This is a genomic window from Acinetobacter seifertii (assembly GCF_000368065.1).
GTDB lineage: Bacteria > Pseudomonadota > Gammaproteobacteria > Pseudomonadales > Moraxellaceae > Acinetobacter > Acinetobacter seifertii.
In genome coordinates, this window is record NZ_KB851199.1 from 410,350 (window position 1) to 432,645 (window position 22,296).

At 39.6% G+C, this 22,296-nt stretch carries 24 protein-coding genes and 5 tRNA genes; 2 read left to right on the forward strand and 27 right to left on the reverse strand.

The window, feature by feature from the left end; genetic code table 11:
- Positions 1-42 precede the first annotated feature (42 nt).
- The 26 genes from rplL to F985_RS06965 form a co-directional block, all read right to left on the reverse strand.
- Positions 43-411 (reverse strand): 50S ribosomal protein L7/L12, encoded by a 369-nt coding sequence (gene rplL, locus F985_RS06840; protein WP_004699168.1) that lies wholly within the window; start codon positions 409-411, stop codon positions 43-45.
- Between the two features lie 48 nt (positions 412-459).
- Positions 460-966 (reverse strand): 50S ribosomal protein L10, encoded by a 507-nt coding sequence (rplJ, locus tag F985_RS06845; RefSeq protein WP_004699170.1) that lies wholly within the window; start codon positions 964-966, stop codon positions 460-462.
- A 316-nt stretch (positions 967-1,282) separates the two neighbouring features.
- Positions 1,283-1,978 carry a 50S ribosomal protein L1 gene (gene rplA / locus F985_RS06850; RefSeq protein ID WP_004699173.1) on the reverse strand — a complete coding sequence of 232 codons (696 nt, stop codon included), beginning with the start codon at positions 1,976-1,978 and terminating at the stop codon, positions 1,283-1,285.
- Positions 1,979-1,981: 3 nt separating this feature from the next.
- On the reverse strand, positions 1,982-2,410 hold the full coding sequence (rplK, locus tag F985_RS06855; protein ID WP_001074682.1) for a 50S ribosomal protein L11: 429 nt from the start codon (positions 2,408-2,410) through the stop codon (positions 1,982-1,984).
- 109 nt (positions 2,411-2,519) lie between these two features.
- On the reverse strand, positions 2,520-3,053 hold the full coding sequence (gene nusG, locus F985_RS06860; RefSeq protein WP_004699175.1) for a transcription termination/antitermination protein NusG: 534 nt from the start codon (positions 3,051-3,053) through the stop codon (positions 2,520-2,522).
- A 7-nt stretch (positions 3,054-3,060) separates the two neighbouring features.
- The gene (gene secE, locus F985_RS06865; protein WP_004699177.1) at positions 3,061-3,501 is read right to left on the reverse strand and encodes a preprotein translocase subunit SecE; all 441 of its coding nucleotides are present in this window, start codon (positions 3,499-3,501) and stop codon (positions 3,061-3,063) included.
- A 75-nt stretch (positions 3,502-3,576) separates the two neighbouring features.
- Positions 3,577-3,652 (reverse strand) — tRNA-Trp (locus F985_RS06870).
- Positions 3,653-3,712: 60 nt separating this feature from the next.
- The gene (tuf, locus tag F985_RS06875; protein ID WP_002157016.1) at positions 3,713-4,903 is read right to left on the reverse strand and encodes an elongation factor Tu; all 1,191 of its coding nucleotides are present in this window, start codon (positions 4,901-4,903) and stop codon (positions 3,713-3,715) included.
- A gap of 149 nt (positions 4,904-5,052) precedes the next feature.
- Positions 5,053-5,127 (reverse strand) — tRNA-Thr (locus tag F985_RS06880).
- A 13-nt stretch (positions 5,128-5,140) separates the two neighbouring features.
- Positions 5,141-5,216 (reverse strand) — tRNA-Gly (locus tag F985_RS06885).
- A 37-nt stretch (positions 5,217-5,253) separates the two neighbouring features.
- Positions 5,254-5,337, reverse strand: a tRNA-Tyr gene (locus F985_RS06890).
- Positions 5,338-5,391: 54 nt separating this feature from the next.
- Positions 5,392-5,467: transfer RNA gene (locus F985_RS06895), tRNA-Thr, on the reverse strand.
- Between the two features lie 98 nt (positions 5,468-5,565).
- Positions 5,566-7,059, reverse strand: coding sequence for an anthranilate synthase component I (gene trpE / locus F985_RS06900; protein ID WP_004699180.1), 1,494 nt, complete (start codon positions 7,057-7,059; stop codon positions 5,566-5,568).
- A gap of 108 nt (positions 7,060-7,167) precedes the next feature.
- Positions 7,168-7,836, reverse strand: a complete 669-nt coding sequence (locus tag F985_RS06905) for a phosphoglycolate phosphatase (RefSeq protein WP_004699181.1) — start codon at positions 7,834-7,836, stop codon at positions 7,168-7,170.
- A gap of 65 nt (positions 7,837-7,901) precedes the next feature.
- Entirely contained in the window at positions 7,902-8,528 is a 627-nt protein-coding gene (locus tag F985_RS06910; protein WP_004699184.1) for an FHA domain-containing protein, read from the reverse strand.
- Between the two features lie 40 nt (positions 8,529-8,568).
- Positions 8,569-10,845, reverse strand: a complete 2,277-nt coding sequence (gene gspD / locus F985_RS06915; protein ID WP_004699186.1) for a type II secretion system secretin GspD — start codon at positions 10,843-10,845, stop codon at positions 8,569-8,571.
- Positions 10,846-10,886: 41 nt separating this feature from the next.
- Complete coding sequence (locus F985_RS06920) at positions 10,887-11,723, reverse strand: type II secretion system protein N (protein WP_004699188.1); 837 nt, start codon at positions 11,721-11,723, stop codon at positions 10,887-10,889.
- Complete coding sequence (gene gspN, locus F985_RS06925; protein WP_004699190.1) at positions 11,723-12,466, reverse strand: type II secretion system protein N; 744 nt, start codon at positions 12,464-12,466, stop codon at positions 11,723-11,725. Before gspN ends, F985_RS06920 begins: the two co-directional genes overlap by 1 nt.
- Positions 12,467-12,794: 328 nt before the next feature.
- Positions 12,795-13,121, reverse strand: coding sequence for an H-NS histone family protein (locus tag F985_RS06930; RefSeq protein ID WP_002053185.1), 327 nt, complete (start codon positions 13,119-13,121; stop codon positions 12,795-12,797).
- Between the two features lie 192 nt (positions 13,122-13,313).
- Positions 13,314-13,754 carry an acyl-CoA thioesterase gene (locus tag F985_RS06935; RefSeq protein ID WP_004699193.1) on the reverse strand — a complete coding sequence of 147 codons (441 nt, stop codon included), beginning with the start codon at positions 13,752-13,754 and terminating at the stop codon, positions 13,314-13,316.
- 7 nt (positions 13,755-13,761) lie between these two features.
- Positions 13,762-14,955, reverse strand: coding sequence for a hypothetical protein (locus tag F985_RS06940; RefSeq protein ID WP_004699195.1), 1,194 nt, complete (start codon positions 14,953-14,955; stop codon positions 13,762-13,764).
- A 9-nt stretch (positions 14,956-14,964) separates the two neighbouring features.
- Positions 14,965-15,804 (reverse strand): hypothetical protein, encoded by an 840-nt coding sequence (locus tag F985_RS06945; RefSeq protein WP_004699197.1) that lies wholly within the window; start codon positions 15,802-15,804, stop codon positions 14,965-14,967.
- Positions 15,805-15,812: 8 nt separating this feature from the next.
- On the reverse strand, positions 15,813-16,580 hold the full coding sequence (locus F985_RS06950) for a uroporphyrinogen-III synthase (RefSeq protein WP_004699198.1): 768 nt from the start codon (positions 16,578-16,580) through the stop codon (positions 15,813-15,815).
- 4 nt (positions 16,581-16,584) lie between these two features.
- Entirely contained in the window at positions 16,585-17,502 is a 918-nt protein-coding gene (gene hemC, locus F985_RS06955; RefSeq protein ID WP_031944420.1) for a hydroxymethylbilane synthase, read from the reverse strand.
- Between the two features lie 100 nt (positions 17,503-17,602).
- Positions 17,603-18,343 (reverse strand): LytR/AlgR family response regulator transcription factor, encoded by a 741-nt coding sequence (locus F985_RS06960; protein WP_004699201.1) that lies wholly within the window; start codon positions 18,341-18,343, stop codon positions 17,603-17,605.
- 60 nt (positions 18,344-18,403) lie between these two features.
- Complete coding sequence (locus tag F985_RS06965; protein WP_004699205.1) at positions 18,404-19,543, reverse strand: sensor histidine kinase; 1,140 nt, start codon at positions 19,541-19,543, stop codon at positions 18,404-18,406.
- On the opposite strand from F985_RS06965, the gene argH reads away from it, so the two are divergent.
- Positions 19,534-20,967, forward strand: coding sequence for an argininosuccinate lyase (argH, locus tag F985_RS06970; protein ID WP_019457019.1), 1,434 nt, complete (start codon positions 19,534-19,536; stop codon positions 20,965-20,967). The two genes, F985_RS06965 and argH, sit on opposite strands and share 10 nt — an antisense overlap.
- Before the next feature lie 9 nt (positions 20,968-20,976).
- Positions 20,977-21,246, forward strand: coding sequence for an oxidative damage protection protein (locus F985_RS06975; RefSeq protein ID WP_004699209.1), 270 nt, complete (start codon positions 20,977-20,979; stop codon positions 21,244-21,246).
- Between the two features lie 311 nt (positions 21,247-21,557).
- On the opposite strand, the gene phoU is transcribed toward F985_RS06975, so the two are convergent.
- The gene (gene phoU / locus F985_RS06980; protein ID WP_000075183.1) at positions 21,558-22,280 is read right to left on the reverse strand and encodes a phosphate signaling complex protein PhoU; all 723 of its coding nucleotides are present in this window, start codon (positions 22,278-22,280) and stop codon (positions 21,558-21,560) included.
- Positions 22,281-22,296: the final 16 nt, after the last annotated feature.

The following is a 22,296-nucleotide window of genomic DNA, read 5'->3' on the forward strand; positions in this document are numbered from 1 at the left end:
GCCATTTTATGGAGCCGATTTAAAAACCGACTCCTTTTACAATTACTTAAGTGTAACTGTAGCACCAGCTTCTTCAAGTTTCTTCTTAAGTTCTTCGCCTTCTTCTTTAGAAACGCCTTCTTTAAGAACTTGAGGAGCACCTTCAACTAGGTCTTTAGCTTCTTTAAGACCAAGGCCAGTTGCTTCACGAACTGCTTTAATTACAGCTACTTTGTTAGCACCGAAAGAAGTCAACTCAACGTTGAATTCAGTTTGTTCTTCAGCAGCAGCAGCGCCTGCAGCAGGAGCAGCTACAGCTACAGCAGCAGCAGAAACGTTGAATTTCTCTTCGAAAGCAGAAATTAATTCAACAAGTTCAAGAACAGTTTTTTCAGCAACTGCGTTTAAGATTTCTTCGTTTGTTAAAGCCATGAGATTAACTCCAAATGGATATTGAATGGTGTGAAAGTAGATTTAAGCTTAAGCAGCTTCTGACTCGTTTTTCTCTTGGAGCGCTGTAAGTAAGCGACCCAATTTCGAAATAGGAGCTTGAAGAACAGATGCGAGCATAGTAAGCGCTTTTTCTTGGTTCGGAAGATTTGCAATTACACTAACATCAGCACCTTGATAAAGTTTGCCGTCAAATGCAGCAGCTTTTAATTCAAATGCTTTGTTAGTTTTAGCAAATTCTTCAAACAAGCGTGCAGCTGCACCCATATCGTCTTCAGAAGTTGAGAATGCTAAGATTGTTGGACCAACAAGGTTGTCATTCAAGATTGCAAATTGCGTATCTTGAAGAGCACGTTTAGCCAAAGTGTTACGTACAACACGTGTAGCAACACCTAGTTTACGAGCTTCAACACGAAGAGTAGTTAATTGCTCAACGGTTAAACCTTGATAGTCAGCAACAACGGCAGCGAACGCTGTAGAAGCAGTTTGAGCTACTTCAGCAACGATCTGTTTTTTGCTTTCAATAAGAAGAGCCATTGTAAAACCTCCTAACGGTGATTTATGTACTCAAAAAAGTACACTCCCAATTCGTAAGCCTTTCGACTTACACGCGGAGGAGGAACAAATCACACCACCGCGTCTACTCAGGCTGAGCTATTAAGAAAAGTCACTATTAAAAAAATAACGCCTTCTCGCCTGAGGTCTTTGACGCTGATAAATTCTCATTTATCAATTCAAAGTCTGCCTGATAAGTAAGTAATAAAGCTTTGCTTCATTCAAACTTAAATAAAAATATTTTTTATTTAAGTTTTGTCCTCATCAGGACTTTAAAATTCTTTACTAAGTTTAAAACTTAGTTAGAAACGTTGTTTACATCAACAGTAAGACCAGGACCCATAGTTGAGCTCAAAGTGATCTTTTTGATGTATACACCTTTAGAGGTTGCAGGTTTTAACTTTTTCAAGTCAGCAACTAAAGTTTCAACGTTTTGACGGATAGCAGCAGCATCGAAGCCTAATTGACCGATCGCAGCATGGATAATACCCGCTTTGTCTACACGGTAACGAGCCTGACCAGATTTAGCGTTTTTAACAGCATTCGCTACATCAGGAGTTACAGTACCAACTTTAGGGTTTGGCATTAAACCACGTGGACCAAGAATTGTACCGAGCTTACCAACAACACGCATAGCGTCTGGAGCAGCGATTACAACATCAAAGTCAAGGTTTCCACCTTGGATGCTTTCAGCAAGGTCATCAAAACCTACAACATCAGCACCAGCTTCTTTAGCAGCTTCTGCTTGCGCGCCTTGAGCAAATACAGCTACACGTACAGTTTTACCAGTACCTGCAGGTAATGTAGTTGCGCCACGAACAACCTGGTCAGATTTACGTGGGTCTACACCAAGATTTACAGCAACATCCAAAGATTCTTTGAATTTTGCAGCAGGTAGGCTGTTAAGAACTTCTACCGCTTCTTCCAAAGTGTAAACTTTGTTTGCTTCAACAGCAGCAGCAATGGCTTTTTGACGTTTAGTTAACTTTGCCATGTCTTATAGCTCCACTTCCAAGCCCATAGAACGTGCAGAACCAGCGATGGTACGAACACGTGCGTCTAAATCAGCACCAGTTAAATCTGGCTCTTTAGTAGTCGCAATTTCTTCTAACTGAGCACGAGTCAACTTACCAACTTTAGTTTTGTTTGGTACAGATGAACCCTTTTGGATACCAGCAGCTTTCTTAAGAAGAATAGAAGCTGGAGGAGTTTTCATGATGAATGTGAACGACTTGTCGTTGTACACAGTAATCACTACAGGAATTGGAAGACCTGGTTCAACTTTTTGTGTAGCAGCATTGAATTCTTTACAGAATGCCATGATGTTTACACCACGTTGACCTAATGCAGGACCAATTGGTGGAGATGGATTTGCTTTACCAGCTGGAACTTGCAGCTTGATATAGCCGTCAATCTTCTTAGCCATTTTAAAATACCTCTGGGTACAAACGCCGCTAGGCTCCCCAATCTTTACGCAACACTACTGTTACAACAACAATGCCCGATAAAATCGGGCGCTTTTCAACCAATTGAGATTAAATCGTTTTTTCGACTTGACGAAATTCGAGTTCAACCTGAGTTGGTCGATTAAATACATTAATCGTCAACGTTAAACGTGACTTTTCGTATTGAACCTCTTCCACCACACCCTTAAAGTCAGTGAATGGGCCATCAATAACGAGTAATTCTTCACCTGGTTCAAACATCGTCTTAGGACGTGGAGCTTCACCAGTATTACGTACACGCGCAAGAATCGCATCTGCTTCACGTTGAGTGATTGGTGCAGGTTTTTCGGGTGTACCACCGATAAAACCTAATACTTTCGGACATTCTTTAACAATATGCCAAGTATCGTCATTCATTTCCATTTCAACTAACACATAGCCAGGAAAGAATTTACGCTCAGACTTACGTTTCTTACCATCCTTCATTTCTACCACTTCTTCGGTAGGAACAAGGACATCACCAAAGCTATCAGCAACAGCGCTACGCTGGATTCGTTCTATAAGCGAACGCAACACTTGTTTTTCATAGCCAGAGTAGGCATGAATAATGTACCAACGTTTCATAGCTCTTTTACCCGATAATCAACTTAATTAACCAACCCAAACCATAGTCAAAGCACCATAAAACCAATGATGCAACAACTACAACCAATAGAACCTGCCACGATGTCGTGACTGTTTCTTGTTTTGTTGGCCAAGTTACTCGACGCAATTCGACTCGTGCATCTTTTAGCAAACGAACAAAGCCTTTACCTTGATGGGTGGCGTATAATAAACCTAAAGCCACAACGATACAAGCTAAAATTGCACCAACGCGAACCCAAACATTATTTGCAGGTGCCCAATACGCTGGCAAGTGCTGATTCACCATAGTAGCCGAAAGCAACAATGCAATTGCAATCACCCATAGAACAATATCTAGAGGCGAACCAGAACGAACAACTTCAGCAGAATTATTTCTTTGAGGAATTGGCGCGTCGCTCAATGCGTCACGCGATTTATCATTCGACATTTTTGTACTCGTCGTAGAACTCGCGACTTATTATATGAACAACTAAGCCAGCATCAAGCTTTTTATTTCAAAATATGGCAGGTCAGGAGGGACTCGAACCCCCAACATTCGGTTTTGGAGACCGACGCTCTACCAATTGAACTACTGACCTATAATGCAAGTTGAGAGCTAAAGCCCTCAACTTGAGACGTAATCCGTCACTATATTATGCTTATGCAGTTACTTTCGCAACAACACCAGCACCTACAGTACGACCACCTTCACGGATCGCAAAACGTAGACCTGGGTCCATTGCGATTGGGTGGATTAATTCTACTGACATTTCAACGTTGTCACCAGGCATAACCATTTCAACGCCTTCTTTCAACTGGATCGCACCAGTTACGTCAGTTGTACGGAAGTAGAACTGTGGACGGTAACCATTTAAGAATGGAGTGTGACGACCACCTTCTTCTTTAGAAAGTACGTATACTTCTGCGTCGAATTTAGTGTGCGGCTTGATTGTACCTGGTTTAGCAAGTACTTGACCACGTTGTACGTCTTCACGCTTAGTACCACGAAGTAATACACCACAGTTCTCGCCTGCACGGCCTTCATCAAGAAGTTTACGGAACATTTCTACGCCAGTTACAGTTGTTTTAACTGTATCTTTAATACCAACGATCTCTACTTCTTCACCAACTTTAACAATACCTGATTCTACACGGCCTGTTACTACAGTACCACGACCAGAAATTGAGAATACGTCTTCGATTGGCATTAAGAATGCTTTGTCGATAGCACGTTCTGGTTCTGGGATGTAAGAGTCAAGAGCTGCTACAAGAGCAAGAACTGATTCTTCACCGTAAGGACCTGCTTCACCGTTAAGAGCAGCAAGAGCTGAACCACGGATTACTGGAGTGTCATCACCTGGGAAGTCATAAGTAGAAAGAAGTTCACGAACTTCCATTTCTACTAATTCAAGTAATTCTTCGTCATCAACAAGGTCGCATTTGTTTAAGAATACGATGATGTAAGGTACACCAACCTGACGAGAAAGAAGGATGTGTTCACGAGTTTGTGGCATTGGACCGTCAGTCGCAGCACATACAAGGATCGCGCCGTCCATCTGAGCAGCACCAGTGATCATGTTTTTAACGTAATCGGCGTGGCCCGGGCAGTCAACGTGTGCGTAGTGACGAATTGGAGAATCGTATTCTACGTGTGAAGTATTAATTGTAATACCACGTGCTTTTTCTTCAGGTGCTGAGTCGATTTGTGAGTAATCTTTCGCTTCACCGCCGTAAGTTTTTGCACAAATAGTTGCAATCGCAGCAGTTAAAGTTGTTTTACCATGGTCAACGTGACCGATTGTGCCCACGTTTACGTGTGGCTTATTACGTTCAAACTTAGCCTTAGCCATGTTTATAATCCTCGTTTACGTCGAACACAATTCTGAGCAAACACCCAGCATCGACATGTCGCCTAAAAAATCAAACACCCAATACTTGAAAAGCAGACTAATAAGCCTGCTTTTTAAATCTTTGTAGAAAATCTACTAAACTGTATATCTGGAGCTCTTATCGAGATTTGAACTCGAGACCTCTCCCTTACCAAGGGAGTGCTCTACCACTGAGCTATAAGAGCGATTGTCCTTCGATGGAGCGGGAGACGAGGATCGAACTCGCGACATGCAGCTTGGAAGGCTGCCGCTCTACCAACTGAGCTACTCCCGCACTGTGTTGGCATATATACCACTTCAATCGAAGTTAATGGTGGTGAGAGAAGGATTCGAACCTTCGAAACTTTCGTAGCGGAGTTACAGTCCGCCCCCTTTGACCGCTCGGGAATCTCACCATATCACACTTATTTCAGTGTTGTTCTTTACTTCACAACTACACACCTTTAAGATGGTGCCGGCACACGGATTCGAACTGTGGACCTACTGATTACAAGTCAGTTGCTCTACCAACTGAGCTATGCCGGCTCTTCTTAATGTTTCGTACGTTTCGTATCGGAACGGTGTGCAGTTTAGCAAAACTTCCAAACGATGCAAGCGGTTTTTTAAAAAAAATCGCTAAAAACTCATAAAATCAATCCGTTTGATGATAATTCAACCGCTTTGATCACTGCGCGAGCTTTTATTTGGGTTTCATTCCATTCAGATTCAGGATTTGAGTCAGCTACCAAGCCTGCTCCAGCCTGTACATAGACTTTTTTGTCACGAATAACGCATGTACGGATTGCAATCGACATATCCATTTCACCATGCCATCCCAAATACCCCACTGCTCCACCAAAGACACCTCGTTTCACTGGTTCTACTTCATCAATGATTTCCATTGCACGAATTTTTGGGGCACCAGATAAGGTACCAGCAGGGAAAGTCGCTTTAAACACATCTAAAGCATCTATATCGTCACGAACTTCGCCTTGTACGTTTGAAACAATGTGCATGACATGTGAATAGCGCTCAATCACCATTTGATCAGTTACTTGAACCTTACCTATTTTAGAAACTCGTCCAACATCGTTTCGACCAAGATCAATTAGCATTAAGTGCTCAGCAATTTCTTTTTCATCTGAAAGTAAGTCTTTTTCTAAAGCAATATCTTCCTCTTTAGTTTTTCCACGCGGCCTCGTACCTGCAAGTGGACGAACTGTCGCAATACCATTTTCTAAACGAGAAAGAATTTCTGGTGAAGAACCAACAATATGAAATGGTTTTTTATCAGTAATCGTTTGCCCTTGTACCAAGAATAAATAAGGCGAAGGATTTAAATGACGTAATGCACGGTAAACCTGTAAAGCTTCACCATCAAAATCAGAAACCATGCGCTGCCCTGGAACAACCTGCATTACATCACCAGCACGGATATATTCTTTAACTTTTTCTACTGTTTCTAAGAACTTTGCTTTACCCGTAATTGATTCAAAATGAGGAGGAGTATGTGGTTTAGCTTGCAAGCTAACAGGAATAGCGAGTAACTGTTCTAATTGATCTAATTTTTGCTGGGCATCTTGATAAGCATTTGCCTGTGTTGCATCAGCGTGAACAATTAAAAATAGAGTATCTTTAAGGTTATCAAAGACAATAACTGTTTTTGACAACATTAACCACAAATCAGGTAACGTGATTGGGTCAGCTGCAGGTACATTCTTTAATCGTGGTTCAATATAACGGACAGCATCATAACCCAAATATCCCACTAATCCGCCTGTAAAGCTTGGTAAGTCTGGCAAGAGCTCTGCTGATGGCACTTTAAATTGTTTTTGGAAGTTACGAATATATTCAAAAGGATCTTGGCAATCTTGTTGTGTGATTGAGCCATCAGCATGCTGTATAGACAAAACCCCAGCATTGCATGAAAAAACGGTTGATTCGCCTAATCCAATCATAGAGTAGCGCGCCCAGTTTTCCCCACCCTCAACCGACTCAAATAAATAAGCTTGTGTTTGGTCTTTAAAACGAGCAAAAACCGATAATGGGGTTTCTGTATCTGCTAACCGCTGACGATAAACAGGAATAGTGTTATAACCAGCAGCCTTAAGTTGCTCGAATTGCGCTAATGTTGTCATGAATCTTCTCTAATATGGTTTCGATTTAAAAGTGTGTTTTTCTAGATTCGGTTTAGACACGCCATCGAAAAACCATACGCTTATTCATTCTTATCTCCATTTTCTTCATTAAACAATTAACTCAGCAAGACTATCAACAACTTGCTGAGGTTGGCAATCATAGATGCTTTCTCCATGATTATAGCCATAGCTAACCACAATACAATCAATTCCAGCACGGCGCGCAGCTTCTACATCATTGCTTGAATCACCAATCATTAACGATTGTGAAGCAGACGTATTTAGACTTTGCATGCAATGCAGCAATGGTAATGGATGTGGTTTTCTTTCAGGTAAGCTATCTCCCCCAAGTACAACTTGGAAATAAGAGGAAAGCTCTAATGCATCTAATAGTCCTTGAGCAAGTTTGACAGGCTTATTAGTAACACAAGCCATTTTTATATTTAGAGTTTGGCAATGTTTTAAAAACTCAGGTACACCAGAGTAAATTTGAGTATTTACACAAAGTTCTGCACCATATGTCTCTACAAATGTGTGCAATAAAACCTTATGTTGTTCAGCGTCTAATTTACCAAATAGATGAAGCAAAACACTTTCACAGAGTTTTGAGGCACCTTTACCCACCCATTCTCGTATTTGTAGTTCTGTCACCATTGGCCAACCGAGTGATTGCAGACTTAAATTCATAGACCGATATAAATCGGCAGCGGAGTCAACAAGTGTTCCATCCAGATCAAATAAAATTAAATCGCGCTTACTTAGTTGTGCAACAGACATTTTCTTCTACTCAAAATTAAAAAGGCATGCGTTTGGCATGCCTTGATTGTAAAAGCAGCAACGGATTATTTAAAGAATAACCATGCTAATACAGCTAAAATTACTAAAATAATAATAGTGATTAAACCAACTGAAGCATTCTTCTGTTGCTCTTTTTCTTCGGCAACACGAGAAACAGGCTCATCAAAAGTCACAGGTGATGGTTGTTTTACATTGACATCTACACCTTTAGGAATAGGCGCAGGTTTTGGAATAGAAATATTCTGCGGCATACCATCGTGGCGAACTTCTACCTCTGCAGCACGTTCTGCAAGGCTTGGCATGCCTTGATCGCTTAAATCCTGTGTTGGTGCAGCTTGCACTGGTTCTGCTTCAACTTCAGGTAAATCAGTAATTTTTTGAGCAGGTGCTAAAACCGAGAATTTGAAACTCGCAAATTGAACAATATCACCATCATGTAGCTGCTTTTCTTGCTCAATACGAATATCGTTTACAAATGTACCATTCGATGAATTAAGGTCTTGAACCCATAGCAATTGATCTTTTAAAAGCAATGCAGCATGGCGACGTGAAATTTCAGCAGCTTGTAACAACAAATCAGCGTCCTGATGACGCCCTACCAACATATCACGATCAACTGTAATTTCTTGTCCAGTAATTTCACCAGTAATTGCTTGTAGTTTCCAAGTCATGCATATGTCCTATTCATTTTTTATCAATCATAACATGCTACTACTGCGCTGTGTTTGGTCGCAGTGTGGTAGTTGTTACTGTATTTTTAGTACGATTCACTTCTGGTTCAGGCAACTGCAAAGTTTGCTTTTGAACCGTTGGTTCGACTGCTACAGGTGTGATTATGGTCGAACTTTTACCACCTGAAGGAACTTGCTGATAATTTTTTGACTGCGGAGCAATACTTGGGGCAGTCATCTTTTGATTATAGACGTCATCAACCTGTTCAGGCAGTTTTGCAAAATTACCATTTTTATCCATAGCTAATTGCAAGCTATAAAGCTGGTTATAGCGCTGCTGAGATAAACGACGAACATCATTTGCATCACCCACAATTGTTGGATGAATAAAGACAAGAAGGTTACGTTTTACATTACTTCTATTGTCCGAACGGAACAATCGTCCAACATAAGGAATACTACTCAAGCCGGGTATACCTTGTCTTGAAAGTGAGGTGTCATCCGACACCAAGCCACCAAGCACTACTGTCTGTCCGTGTTCAGCCAAAACTGCAGTTTTAATGGCGCGTTTACTTGTCACCAAATCAGCTGCTTGCCCACGATTATCTTGAACAGCAGAGACTTCTTGTTCTACTTCTAGACGAACCGTACCACCTTCACCAATATGCGGAATGACTTTTAATGTCACACCGACATCCTTTCGTTCTACAGTTGTATATGGGTTGATACCGGTACTATTGGTAGTCACTGAGCCTGTTACAAATGGAACGTTCTGGCCGACAACAATATAAGCCTCTTCATTATCCATCGTTACAATGGATGGCGTTGAAAGCAAGTTTGATTTGGTATTGGTTTTAAGGGCCTGAATTAATGCACCATATGCCTTACGGGAATTCTCAAAATTACCCAAAGCTAAAGTTGCACCATTACCTTTATTAGCACCACTAGCAATAGCGGATGCAGCTCCAGCCGAACCACCCGACAAATAACCAGCAGCAATAGAAGATAAGCTAGCACCTACATTACTAAAGCTAAGTAAACCAATCCCACTAGATAAATCGCCGAGTGCCCATTGAATTCCAAGTTGATCTGCATCATCACCCGAAACTTCAATAATTGCAGCCTCAATCAGTACTTGTTGGCGGCGAACATCCAGCTGTTGAATCGCAGATTCAATTTCACGCATTAATTGCGGATCGGCCTTAACGACCAAAGAGTTTTGAGCATTATCTGCAATAATGCTTACGCCATTTTGGCTAAAGCTGGAAATATTGTTCCGATTACTATTGTTTGAATTGCCATTTAGATTGATTGATGGAGTCGAGATCGAACTTCCGTTTGAACCTGATGTATTTGAACTCGAGTTCTGGTTATTCCCAATCAAATTATTCATCGAATTTGATGAGTTTGATGAATTGTTATTGTTACCAGACGACGAGACAGCTTGACCAGTGACCAAACCTTGTAAAATTTCTGACAAGCTTTTAGCACTTGCATATTTCAAACGGAAAACTTTTAAACCACCTAAACGGTCAGCAGAAGGTACATCCAGCATTTCAATCATGTGGCGAATGCGCTTACGCGTTCCCGGATCACCTTTTACCAAAATACGATTCGTTCGATTATCGGCAATAATACGAATACGAGCACCATTAAAATCTTTTGATGCTCCAGTTGCACTCATCGCTTCAAGTTGAGTAATAATTTCTTCTGCTTGACTCGACTGAAGGTTAATCGCCTCAATATCATTTTGCCCAGTTCCGTCTAAGTTACGGATAATATTTTCAAGCTGATAAATGTTCGCAGCTCGATCAGAGACAATAAGAGCATTGGTGCCTGCAATCGCAGCCATATGGGCAAACTGCGGCATTAAGGGGCGAAGTGCTGGAATTAAGTCATTTGGATTTGTGTTTTCAAGCCAAATCACTCGTGTAACAATTTGATCACCACGAACCTTATTTCGAGAATCATAAGGAATTCCCGAGTTTTTAACGTTGCTATCTGGCACAAGTTTAATTGTATTACCAGATGGAATCGCAACTACCCCATTTACATTTAAGACCCCAAGAAATAAATCATAAACCTCATCTTTATTTAAAGGTTTATTCGAAATAACAGTGACATTCCCACGCACTCTCGGATCAACAGCAAAGTTCTTACCAGTAATGTCTGCAACTTCATTAATAAAGGCAGTTAAGTCAGCATCACGTAAATTGATCTTCCATGTTTGGGCATAGGCACTGCTACTTACTGTCGCAATCAATGGGGCTGCTGCAAGTAATGCCCAAAGTGGACGTTGATGATTCAATAAAGCCATAACTCGCGATATTTCCTAACTCTTATGGTGACGTGTTATCACTAAAAACTTTGTTGTATGGTCATCACTTGATCACCACGTTTTATTTCTATTTTTACTTGTCCTGCTCGCCGAGCCTGTTCAAGTAATTGCACATCCGTTTGCCCTTGCCCAACCGTTTGACCATTTAAAGAGACAATTCGATCGCCAGGCCTTAAACCTAGCTTATTTCTAAGCGCGGTTGGTGTACGTTCTGTAACTTCATATCCTTCACCAGAGCCTCCACTAACCCCCATATCTTTGAGGTACTGATCTCGATTTCCTTGCATCTGCTGAATCGCTTGCCCCAAAGCTTCTTGGGTCGTATTCACAGGTGCCGTAGGCTGAGATGGCGTGACAGCTTGCGGTGATGCATTAGGAGTCATAGGTTGATATAAACCATTTGGCAGACCTTTGAACTGAAGTTCGCGAGTACTACCATTTCCTTGACGCAGTACCACGTGATCCCAATAAACCTCTGCCAGTTGATAAGAGGTAGAACCTATGGTTTCACCAACTCGATAACGTTCAGCAGTATTATCAACCTTAATAACAGCAGAAGAAAACTGGTTTGGATACCCAACCATTACGCCTTGTAATTCTAGATTCACATTTTCTTGAGCCGCATTGGCAGAAGGTTCATTAAAAATTGAAAAAGTACTAATGTTTGGTATTTGAGGTTGTTGAGAACCGAGTTCCACCCGATCAAATTGCATCATTTGAGGGGGGACTACCACCAACCAAAAAAATGAAGCCAGCTTCCAACATAACCACAAAATTAAAATAATAAGGACAACTACACTGAGTCTATCTAACTTTTGCCACTGTAACTGCTGTAATTTATCAATCCATGTTTTCATCAGTTACCACCTTGTAATAATGGTTGACGAGAACTAATGACAAAAGTATCTAAACCAGCTTTTCCGTCATAAGATGGAACATTAAGCAATAAACGCTGTGTAAGTTGAACATCAAGCATCATATTGGCATCCAGTAAAAGATTCGCCATTTTTTGATTGCGTTGATCTCGAATATCAATTTGTAGCTGCCCATTATGGTCAGTCAACTGTCCACTTAAAGAAGGCATATTCATACGATCTTGACGATCACCAATCGTGTAGACGAGTGCTCCACCACCCCAATGCAATTGACCATCAACCGCAGCAAAACCTTGCTCTTTTTTATAGTTAAATTGGATATCTTTAAGTTGAATACTATTTACAGGCCATTGCCAATTCACAATCTGCTTCAATGTTTCTGGCGCAACTTGCCCAGTCATGTTCCTTACAATGACTTTTTTGCCAAAACCATACGCCATGATCCCCGTTAACTGCGTATTACCACTATGAATATCAACATCTGCGGCGAAGCGTAATAAAAGTAAATCTAGAGGTCTTGTTTTCCAGTGAATGGTTCCGCGCAAAGCACCACGATGCCAGTCTGCCTGCCCCTGCCAGATATTCCCACTCACATTATGGACAGTTTGATTATTCTTTGAAAATTTAGAGATAAGCCAAGTCGCTGGAATCTGTAAAATAATAAAAATTAAAAATGCAATGAGGGCAAAAAACCACCACTTCCATTGCTTAGACTTTTTCTTCATTCAGCCTTACCAACATGCAAATTATCGTCCTTATATGAGAGTTCCTCTCTAGTCTGACATTATGCATACTTTTTCAACATCGCCAATTGACTTCATATAAAAAAACCAAGCAATCAAGCTTGGCATCTTCTTAAAGACTATAAGTTGAACGTATGACAGAATCATGAAAATTTAAGATGATCTTTCTAAATGTAAATTTAGTCTCAACAATACATTTAATTAGGAATTTAAACACTTTATTGATGACTTGATTTAAAATAAGAATTTTTATTTTTTTAAAATAAAAAAGCCAAGCAAAATCGCTTGGCTTTTTAAGAAGCAAAAACAATTAGATTAAGAAATCTTCAAGTTTTGCACCTTTTTCAATTTCAGCAACTAACCAACGTGGTTGTTTACCGCGACCAGTCCAAGTCTCTTCAGAATTGTTTTTGTTACGGTAACGTGGTTCTACAGATTTACGTGTAGTTTTCTTACGTTTTTGAGCACCAAACTCAAGAAGTTGTTCAACACTGAAACCTACATTTTCAGCAATCTCGATAATTTGATTATAAGCATCTTCGATTGCTTGATCTTTTTTGCTTGCAATTAAAGCTTCTGCTTCTTCTTGTAAGCGTTTTAACTCTTCAACAGATAATTCACTAATATCCGGTTTCATTAATAAATACTCCAGTCTTACTGACAATTCAAATAATACAGACAAAATTTAAAACATTAAATCATAACCAATAGTATTTATAATCTATTAAATAAGCAATAGTTCAAAAGACAAGTTCATCAGAATAATGCTATAAATTTACTTTTAATTACATTAATAATTATAATTGCAATATATTTTCTTAATATTTATTTAAGCTAAATGTATTAAGTCATGTCCTACTGATTTTTCTAATTCAATTATTTTACTTTTTACTTCATTTGGTATTTCACATTTTAACCCTGTCGTTTTATCTAGACAGACCATTATGGCTTCACCCGTCGCAACGATTTGCTGCTGTGCTTCACTCCATAATATATAAGCCATACGGAATGCGCTATTGCGTATTTCTTCTACGCGAACCCCTACTTTCAATACATCAGGATAAAAAACGGGTTTTAAATATCTACACTGACTTGAAGCAACAACAGTATATATATTGGGGATCAATATATTTACATTTTCCATATATAAAATACGTGAGCTTTCAATATATCTATAATATTGTACATTATTGACATGACCAAAAGCATCCATATCTCCCCATGCAACTTTCTGGTCGTATATTACAGGGTAGACAGACAGTTCTTTCATTTTTACCTCAGATTTTAAATTTTAAAAAATTTGCATCATTTTCAAAGATTAGGTTTAACTGTTTGATTAACTCATCATCTTCTTTTAAGGTGGATTTAATACGTAAATAGTTCATTAAAATATTATCAGGGTATAAACTTAATAATATTTCAGCTTCAGCTTGACGATTCGTTGCCATGTAAACATGCCATTTTGCAAATGTTAAAACTGGCAAATTCATATATTGAGTTTCAAGTTGATTTATCTTTTCTTCAACATCGGCATAGTCAGGAACCTGCTTAAGCAGTTGCTGCTGAAACCACAAATAAAATACTTCTGGATCAAATTGCTCTTTGAGCAGATGCAAAGTTAATGTTTCATGCTGAATACTCATTTCTGGCATACGTGCCAAAAGTTTTAGCCACAGCAATTTACTACTATAGGGTCTAGTTTGAATCTCAGACTCTAAATCTAGATAACGCTGTTGCAATGCATGCAAGTCATCAATTGAAGCTTGATCAAATTGTTGGAGAAGCTGCTGCAACCATAAATCACGATGCTCAGCGTCCAATAATCCATATTTCATTGAACGTAAATATAACCATGGTTGCTGTAAAGCAAGCTGCCCCCATAACGCAGTTAATCGCTGTTGATAGGCTGTCTCGATTTCTTCAAGCCATGGCGATAATTGATGCTGATATAGGAACTCAAGATGTGTTAATGCACGTTCAGCTTCATTTTGAGTTAAAAATATTTCAATCCGCTGTAACTCTGCCAATTCAAAAGCCATTGGTGGCGATTGATCTAAAGCATCTAGAGCCTTAGGGTAATCTTCATTTAATACTAAGAACTTGGCATCAATAATATTTTTTAAAAGCCCTGACTGGGTAAAAACCCGTTCGATAAAGACACGTTGATCTTCGGCGGCTTCTAATAGCCAGACAATACCCAATTGCTCATAGGGGTGAAGGTTTTTAAACTGAAAAATATTTTCTCTTTTACGTTGTTCACGAGAAGAATAACGTTTAATCCAAAGCCATATTAACTGAGCAATAAAACTCATTACGACAAAAGTAAGGACTAATCCCCACACGTTTGTTTGCAATTGCAGCTGTCGCCAGTAGATATAAACATATCCCATGCCGTAGCCATAGCTAAGCAAAGCCAAAGCTGCAAAAAGTACTAAACTAATAAGAAGATAAACCCATAGGAGATGTTTCATATGCCCTCCTTATGAGCCTAGTAGGCCAAGAGTCGATAATTTAGGTACAGGTACGATAGATAAGTGAGATACTTTAGCAATACGATTTTTCAATTGCTGACTGGTCGCATCTGGCATTTCATTTAATTTCTGCATTACTGATTGCAGCTCATTTTGATACTCAGCCATTTTTCCTTGGTTTAATGCCTGCTCGGCAATTAATAACCTTAGTTGCACTTCTTTCAGCACAACACTTCGATTCATTAAATTAATAGACGGTGTTTCTACTTTTTCAATACGGAACCATTTCTTCCACCAAGACACTGACTCAGATTGATCCATCTCAAGTTTAGGTCGAGCCAATGCTTGCTGAATATTTTTATCGATAGTTTGCAGTAGATCGTCAATCATTTGATGACGCTGATTTTGAGCAATTACGTATTGTTGTATTGCTTGTTTATCTTGTTCAAGCGCCTGATTTAGGCTGTGTTTTAATGCTGGAGCAATTTCATATTGAGGCAATGCTTGTTGTAATTGAGTTAAATGATCTACTGCATAAATAAACTGTTGTTGATCTATCGCAAACTGAATTAAGTCTAATTTTTGTTTAATTAATACCGTTGGCTCAATGCCTGCATGAATGATTTCACTATTTGTCGATGGTGCCGATTGAACATCACTACCCGGCTGGGTTTGAACTTGTCTCTTTAGTGCAACCAACTGATCATTCAGATTGGCATATTGCTGTTCCGATTGCATTAAGCTTTGCTGAAGCTCAGGAACCGTACGAGAAATTTGCCACATATCGTAGCTAAGCTTAGCCAACCAAGCGATGCCCAGCAAAATGATAATAGAAACAAGTTTTCTCATACGAATCCTTATAATGCCTGAATGTGATGAATCATCCCCGAAGGCGATAAATTTTCAAGTTGAATAATGTGAAAATGAGCCTGTTGCTGATCGCGATATTTTTTTACAAGTTGAAAAAGACGTGGTCCTAAAACCAAATATACACAATCAGGTTGTACATTATTATTTAAACAAAGCTCTAACCAATATTTCCAGCTTGCCTCACTGGTAATTAAGACAAGCCATTTTTCTAAATTATAATTTGAATTCTGTATCAGATGCTTAAATGTTGAATATGAGTCTTCTGGGCACTGCCGATGATATAAGACAAAATTTAAAATCTGGATACCTTGCTGCTGCAAAGTGTCCATCATAAATTGGCGGCCGCCTTCCCCTCTCCAAAAAGCCACACTACCCTTTTGTTGCATATTATAGAGAATAGGTAGTCTGAGCATGCCTTCAGAAGTTTCAACATCTGGAACATGTGCTTCAATTCCATATTCATGGAGACGATTCGCCGTGGCCTGCCCAACCGCAATCCACTGAATATGTTTTAAGTTATCTAGCTTTAAACCACTTTGCGTTAAGCACTGCATACCCACATCAACTGCAGTAGGGCTCACAACTACAATCGCTTGTGCATCTGTCAACTGCTGATAGAGTTGAAAGAGTGAATCTGAAAAAGGCTGAGCAACCAGTTCTAAAAGAGGTAAAGACTCGACCTGATACCCCTTGTTTTGCAAAGCTTCTGTTAATTCAGCTGCACGTGAGTCAGGTCGAGTATTAATGAACAGCATAATTTTAGTAAAGAGCCTTTAATAAATCGCCCGCACCTTGTTCAAGTAAGTTTCGAGCGAGGTTCTCACCTAATTGCTGAGCATTATGAATTTCATCGTTCAGTTCAGCACGCAGTAATGTTTGCCCATCGACACTACCTACACGGCCTTCAATATGAATTTTGCCATCTTGCAAGGTTGCATAGCCCGCAATAGGTACCTGACAACCACCTTCAAGATAGGCATTAAACGCACGCTCAGCACGTACACATACGTCAGTCTCTATGTGTAAAAGAGGTTGTATTAAAGCTAATACTTCTTGATCATCTGCACGGCATTCCAAACCAAGAGCACCCTGTCCAACAGCAGGCAGACTTACATTTGGCTCGATAGTATGACGAATGCGATTTTCTAATCCTAAACGTTTTAAACCAGCGCTTGCCAAAATAATCGCATCGTATTGATCATCATCTAGCTTAGATAAACGCGTCCCAACGTTACCTCGCAAATCAATAATTTGTAGATCTGGACGTTGTTTTAAAATTTGTGATTTACGACGTAAACTTGATGTACCAACTTTAGCACCTTGCGGCAAGTCAGCAAATTTTTCAAAATTATTTGAAACAAAAGCATCTAATGGATCTTCACGTTCACAAATGACTGCCAAGGTTAAACCTTCTGGTAATGCCATTGGCACATCTTTCATTGAATGTACAGCAAGGTCCGCGCGACCATCTAAAAGAGCAGCTTCTAATTCTTTAACAAACAAACCTTTGCCACCAATTTTTGCTAAAGGCGTATCTAAAATTTTATCGCCCTGCGTGACAAACTTGACCAACTCTACCGTTAAATCTGGGTGAAGCTCCTGCAAACGGGCACGAATATGTTCTGCCTGCCAAAGAGCAAGTGGGCTTTGTCGTGTAGCAATTTTCAAGGTTTTCATAAATTCAAGCATGGGCTGGTCAAACAATACACCCTAAACTTAACTTGATCCCTTAAAATTGCAAGTAAAATCTCACCAGCAAAAATAAGACAGGCGCAAGTTAAAGCTGATGTATCCGCTCTCTGAGCGTAGACAAATGACGACGGCTGACGGAAAGTCTTTCATCAAGACCTCGTAAACGAACCTGATACTGGCCTGAGCTCACAAGCTCTAAACCATCTAAATAAGCAATTGAGACCAAGGCATTTCGATGAATACGAATAAATTGATCTGCAAATTCAGTTTCAAGCTCTTTCAGTGTTTCATCAATTAATACACTGCCATTTTTATGACGTATCGTGACATATTTTTGATCTGCCAAAAAATAATAGATATTTTCAACAGGAATCAGTTCAACCCCACGGTAGGTTTTGGCAGCAATTTGATGTCTTTGTGTTTTTAAACCCTGTAAAAGTTCAGGGTTTGGCAAGGCATTGAGCTGTGCTTGGGTAAGTTGCGTTAACTGCTTTAAAGCTTGTTCAAGTTCTGCCGGATCAATCGGTTTAAGAAGATAAGCTTGTGCTTGTGACTTAAACGCCTCTAAAGCATGCTGATCATAAGCTGTACAAAAGACAATAGCAGGTCGAGGGTTAAGCTGGCTTAGCTGCTCCGCACAGATGAGACCATTCATACCCGGCATTTGGATATCAAGTAAAATCACATCCGGTTGATGAAGCCGTGCCTGTTCCAAGGCATCTTGGCCATGATGAGCTGTTGCAACAACCTCATGTCCCATCTTTGAAACTAAACGTGACAATCGCTCCACTGCTAATGGCTCGTCATCACAAATTAGCACCTTCATTCATCCTCCTTGTCACCGTTAACTTGGTCCATTTTTTTATGGTTAACTCTGACTGGCTTATTATTTTGATTGGTATTGATAGCTCATAATAGTGGTATATAAAGTTTCACCCTTATATACCTGGAACCTAACTGAGTTCCCATAATACGCTTTCAAGCGTTGTTTAACGTTTTCAAGAGCGATTCCATGCCCTTTCCGTGATTTTATTGTATCGTCTGTATAAGGGTTGGTAATGACTATACTGACCTGATTTTGCAATATTTCAACCAATACCCCTATGGTTGCCTTACCCATCATTGGTTCCACCCCATGAAAAATACTATTCTCTAACAAAGGTTGTAATGTCAATAAAGGAATCGTGACCTGCTTTAATTGCAAAGGTTCAAGCTCCACTTTCCAGTCGACTTGTAAACGCTCACCTAAACGTATTTGTTCAATCATTAAGTATTGTTTACTGAGTTCAATTTCTTCATACAAACTTACCAATTTTAATTCTTGGAAACTCGCTCTAAATAAACGCGACAGACTAATCAGCATACTTTCGGCTTTATCTGGGTCTATCGTAATTAAACTCACCACATTATTTAAACTATTAAATAAAAAGTGAGGATGAATACGCGCTTGCATGGCCTGAATACGCGCATTTAATTCTGCATATTGTTGATGTAACCACTGTTCTCTGACATATAAATAGCGCAAACAAAATGCGCCGAGTAGTATTCCATAGCTTAAATATAACGGGACATTGGTAAAATAAATGCTCCAGTCATGCGCTATATCACTCGTTCTTTTCAAGATTCCGAATTGAAAAAAATTACTTATTAATGTAGTTAATACGACAATGGCTTGCAGCATAACAAAGCCAATTGCCAAAGCATATTTTTGCTGCAGTTGACTAAAAAAATTTTGAAAATATTCAACTAAGGCAAAAAAAGACAAAATCACCCAGTTAATAAAAATCATATATTGTAAAAGGCGCGACCCGCTTAAGGCATGCCATGATTGCGCTTCAGCCAAAGCTAAAACCAGCGCCAAAACATTACTTGCGATAATTAATTCGAATAAATGTTGCCAACGATCAATTTTCGTAAAAAAATAGGAGGAATTTTGATTTCGATATGCTGTAGAAAACAACTTTGTTTGTTGAGCTTCGGCAAGTGATATACTCTTTTTTATTTTACTGAGCCACCATGACCACATCTTCAAATCCCCCTAATTCAGCAGCCCCAGACCAAACCTCAGGTATGTGGGGTGGTCGTTTTTCTGAAGCGACAGACGCTTTTGTAGCAGAATTTACTGCCTCTGTTCAGTTTGACCAACGTTTTTATAAGCAAGACATCGCAGGTTCAATTGCGCATGCTACCATGCTTGCAAAAGTTGGCGTACTCACAGAAGCAGAACGAGACGACATTATTGAAGGTTTAAGCACCATTCGTGCAGAAATTGAAGCTGGAAACTTTGAATGGCGTATCGATCTTGAAGATGTTCACATGAACATTGAATCACGTTTGACTCAGCGTATTGGCATTACAGGTAAAAAACTCCATACGGGTCGTAGCCGTAATGACCAAGTTGCAACTGATATTCGTCTTTATCTACGTGACGAAATTGATGACATTTTAGGTTTATTAGAGCGTTTACAAAAAGGCTTGTTAGGCTTGGCTGCTAAAAATGTAAATACAATTATGCCTGGCTTCACTCATTTACAAACAGCTCAACCAGTAACTTTCGGCCATCACTTATTGGCATGGTTTGAAATGTTGGTTCGCGATACTGAACGTCTTCAAGACTGCCGTAAGCGTGTTAACCGTATGCCACTTGGTTCTGCGGCTCTTGCTGGTACTACCTACCCGATCGATCGTGCTTATACAGCAGAACTTTTAGGTTTTGAAGCTGTATCTGAAAATTCTCTTGATGCTGTTTCTGACCGTGACTTTGCGATTGAATTTAATGCAGCAGCTGCGCTTATCATGATGCATTTATCACGTATGTCTGAAGAACTTATTCTTTGGACTTCTGCACAGTTCAAATTTGTGAATATTCCTGACCGCTTCTGTACTGGCTCATCAATTATGCCACAGAAGAAAAACCCAGATGTTCCAGAACTGATTCGTGGTAAATCTGGCCGTGTATTTGGTGACTTAATTAGCTTACTTACGCTCATGAAAGGTCAACCATTGGCATACAATAAAGACAACCAAGAAGATAAAGAACCTTTGTTCGATGCTATCGATACGGTTCGTGGTTCACTCATGGCATTTGCAGATATGATTCCTGCATTGGTTCCGAATATTGAAATCATGCGTGAAGCTGCACTTCGTGGATTCTCGACTGCAACTGACCTTGCTGACTACTTAGTGAAAAAAGGCGTTGCGTTCCGTGATGCGCATGAAATTGTAGGTAAAGCTGTTGCATTAGGTGTAGCTGAAGAAAAAGATTTATCTGAGTTAACACTTGAACAATTACAACAATTCTCTGACTTAATCACAGCAGACGTATTTGATAAAGCTTTAACACTAGAAGCTTCTGTAAATGCACGTGATCATATTGGCGGAACTTCACCAAAACAGGTTGAAGCTGCAATTACTCGTGCCCATACACGTTTAGAACAGTTATACGCTTAAGGATAAATCATGAGTCGCCAAGTATTTTGTCGTAAATATCAAAAGGAAATGGAAGGTCTAGACTTCGCTCCTTTTCCAGGTGCTAAAGGCCAAGATTTCTTTGAAAATGTTTCTAAGCAAGCATGGCAAGAATGGTTACAGCACCAAACTACGCTGATTAATGAAAAGCGTTTAAATGTGTTTGAACCAGATGCAAAAAAATTCCTTGAAGAACAACGTGAAAAGTTCTTCAATAATGATGAAAGTGTTGAAAAAGCAGAAGGTTGGAAACCTGAATAATTAGCTTGCTCTAACTCATTGTCATTGAGAAGGCAGATCTATATACATAGATCTGCCTTTTTTTACGTGAAACTTACACAAACATATAAAGCCTTACATAGAGCGCACAGGACTCTACATGACATAAATTCAATGAAACCTTATTATGAATCCATAGCAAGTGAGACACGATCCCTGTCGTGTTTTCTCTTAATGCACTTGATTTTCTGTCCTGAACTTCCCCCCAAAGTTCGGGACATTTTTTTATGTATTATTTTTAATTATAAAAAAGCCTTGTTTGAAACAAGGCTTTTATTTTCTCAATTAAAGCATTATTTTTCGTGGACTTTTGCTTCAATTTCTTCAATTTTGGTATGACGAGCATCAAAGCCTTTCGCCATATAAATCACTTGTTCAGCAATGTTACGCGCATGGTCGCCAATACGCTCTAAAGAACGCAAAACCCACATCACGTTAATTACGCGAGCAATATGACGCGGATCTTCAATCATATAAGTCATTAAAGTACGCGTTGCTGATTGATATTCACGGTCAATGTCAGCGTCTGCTAAAAGTACACGTAATGCCTGATCGGCATCTAAACGTGCAAAAGCATCAAGGGCATCGTGAATCATGACACGTACTTGGTTACCAATATGACGAGTTTCCATGTAACCACGAGGTGATCCACCCTCTTCACAGAGGTTTTGTGCAATACGGGCAATTTTTGCAGCTTCATCCCCAATACGCTCAAGGTCAGTATTGGCTTTGCTCATGGCAATCACCATACGCAAATCAATTGCTGCTGGATGACGACGCGCCAAGATGAGTGTCAAACCCTCATCAATATCACGCTCATATTGATTGACTGCATTATCTTTAAATTGAACATCAATTGCTAAATTCGCATCTGTATCAAGCAAAGAATGAATTGCATTGGCAACCTGTTGTTCGACCAAGCCACCCATGGTCATAAACTTTGTGTTCACATCTTGCAAATCTTCATTAAATTGAGAAGAAATATGATGGCTTAACACCGGATTACTTGGACTCAAGGAAGCCTCCAACATG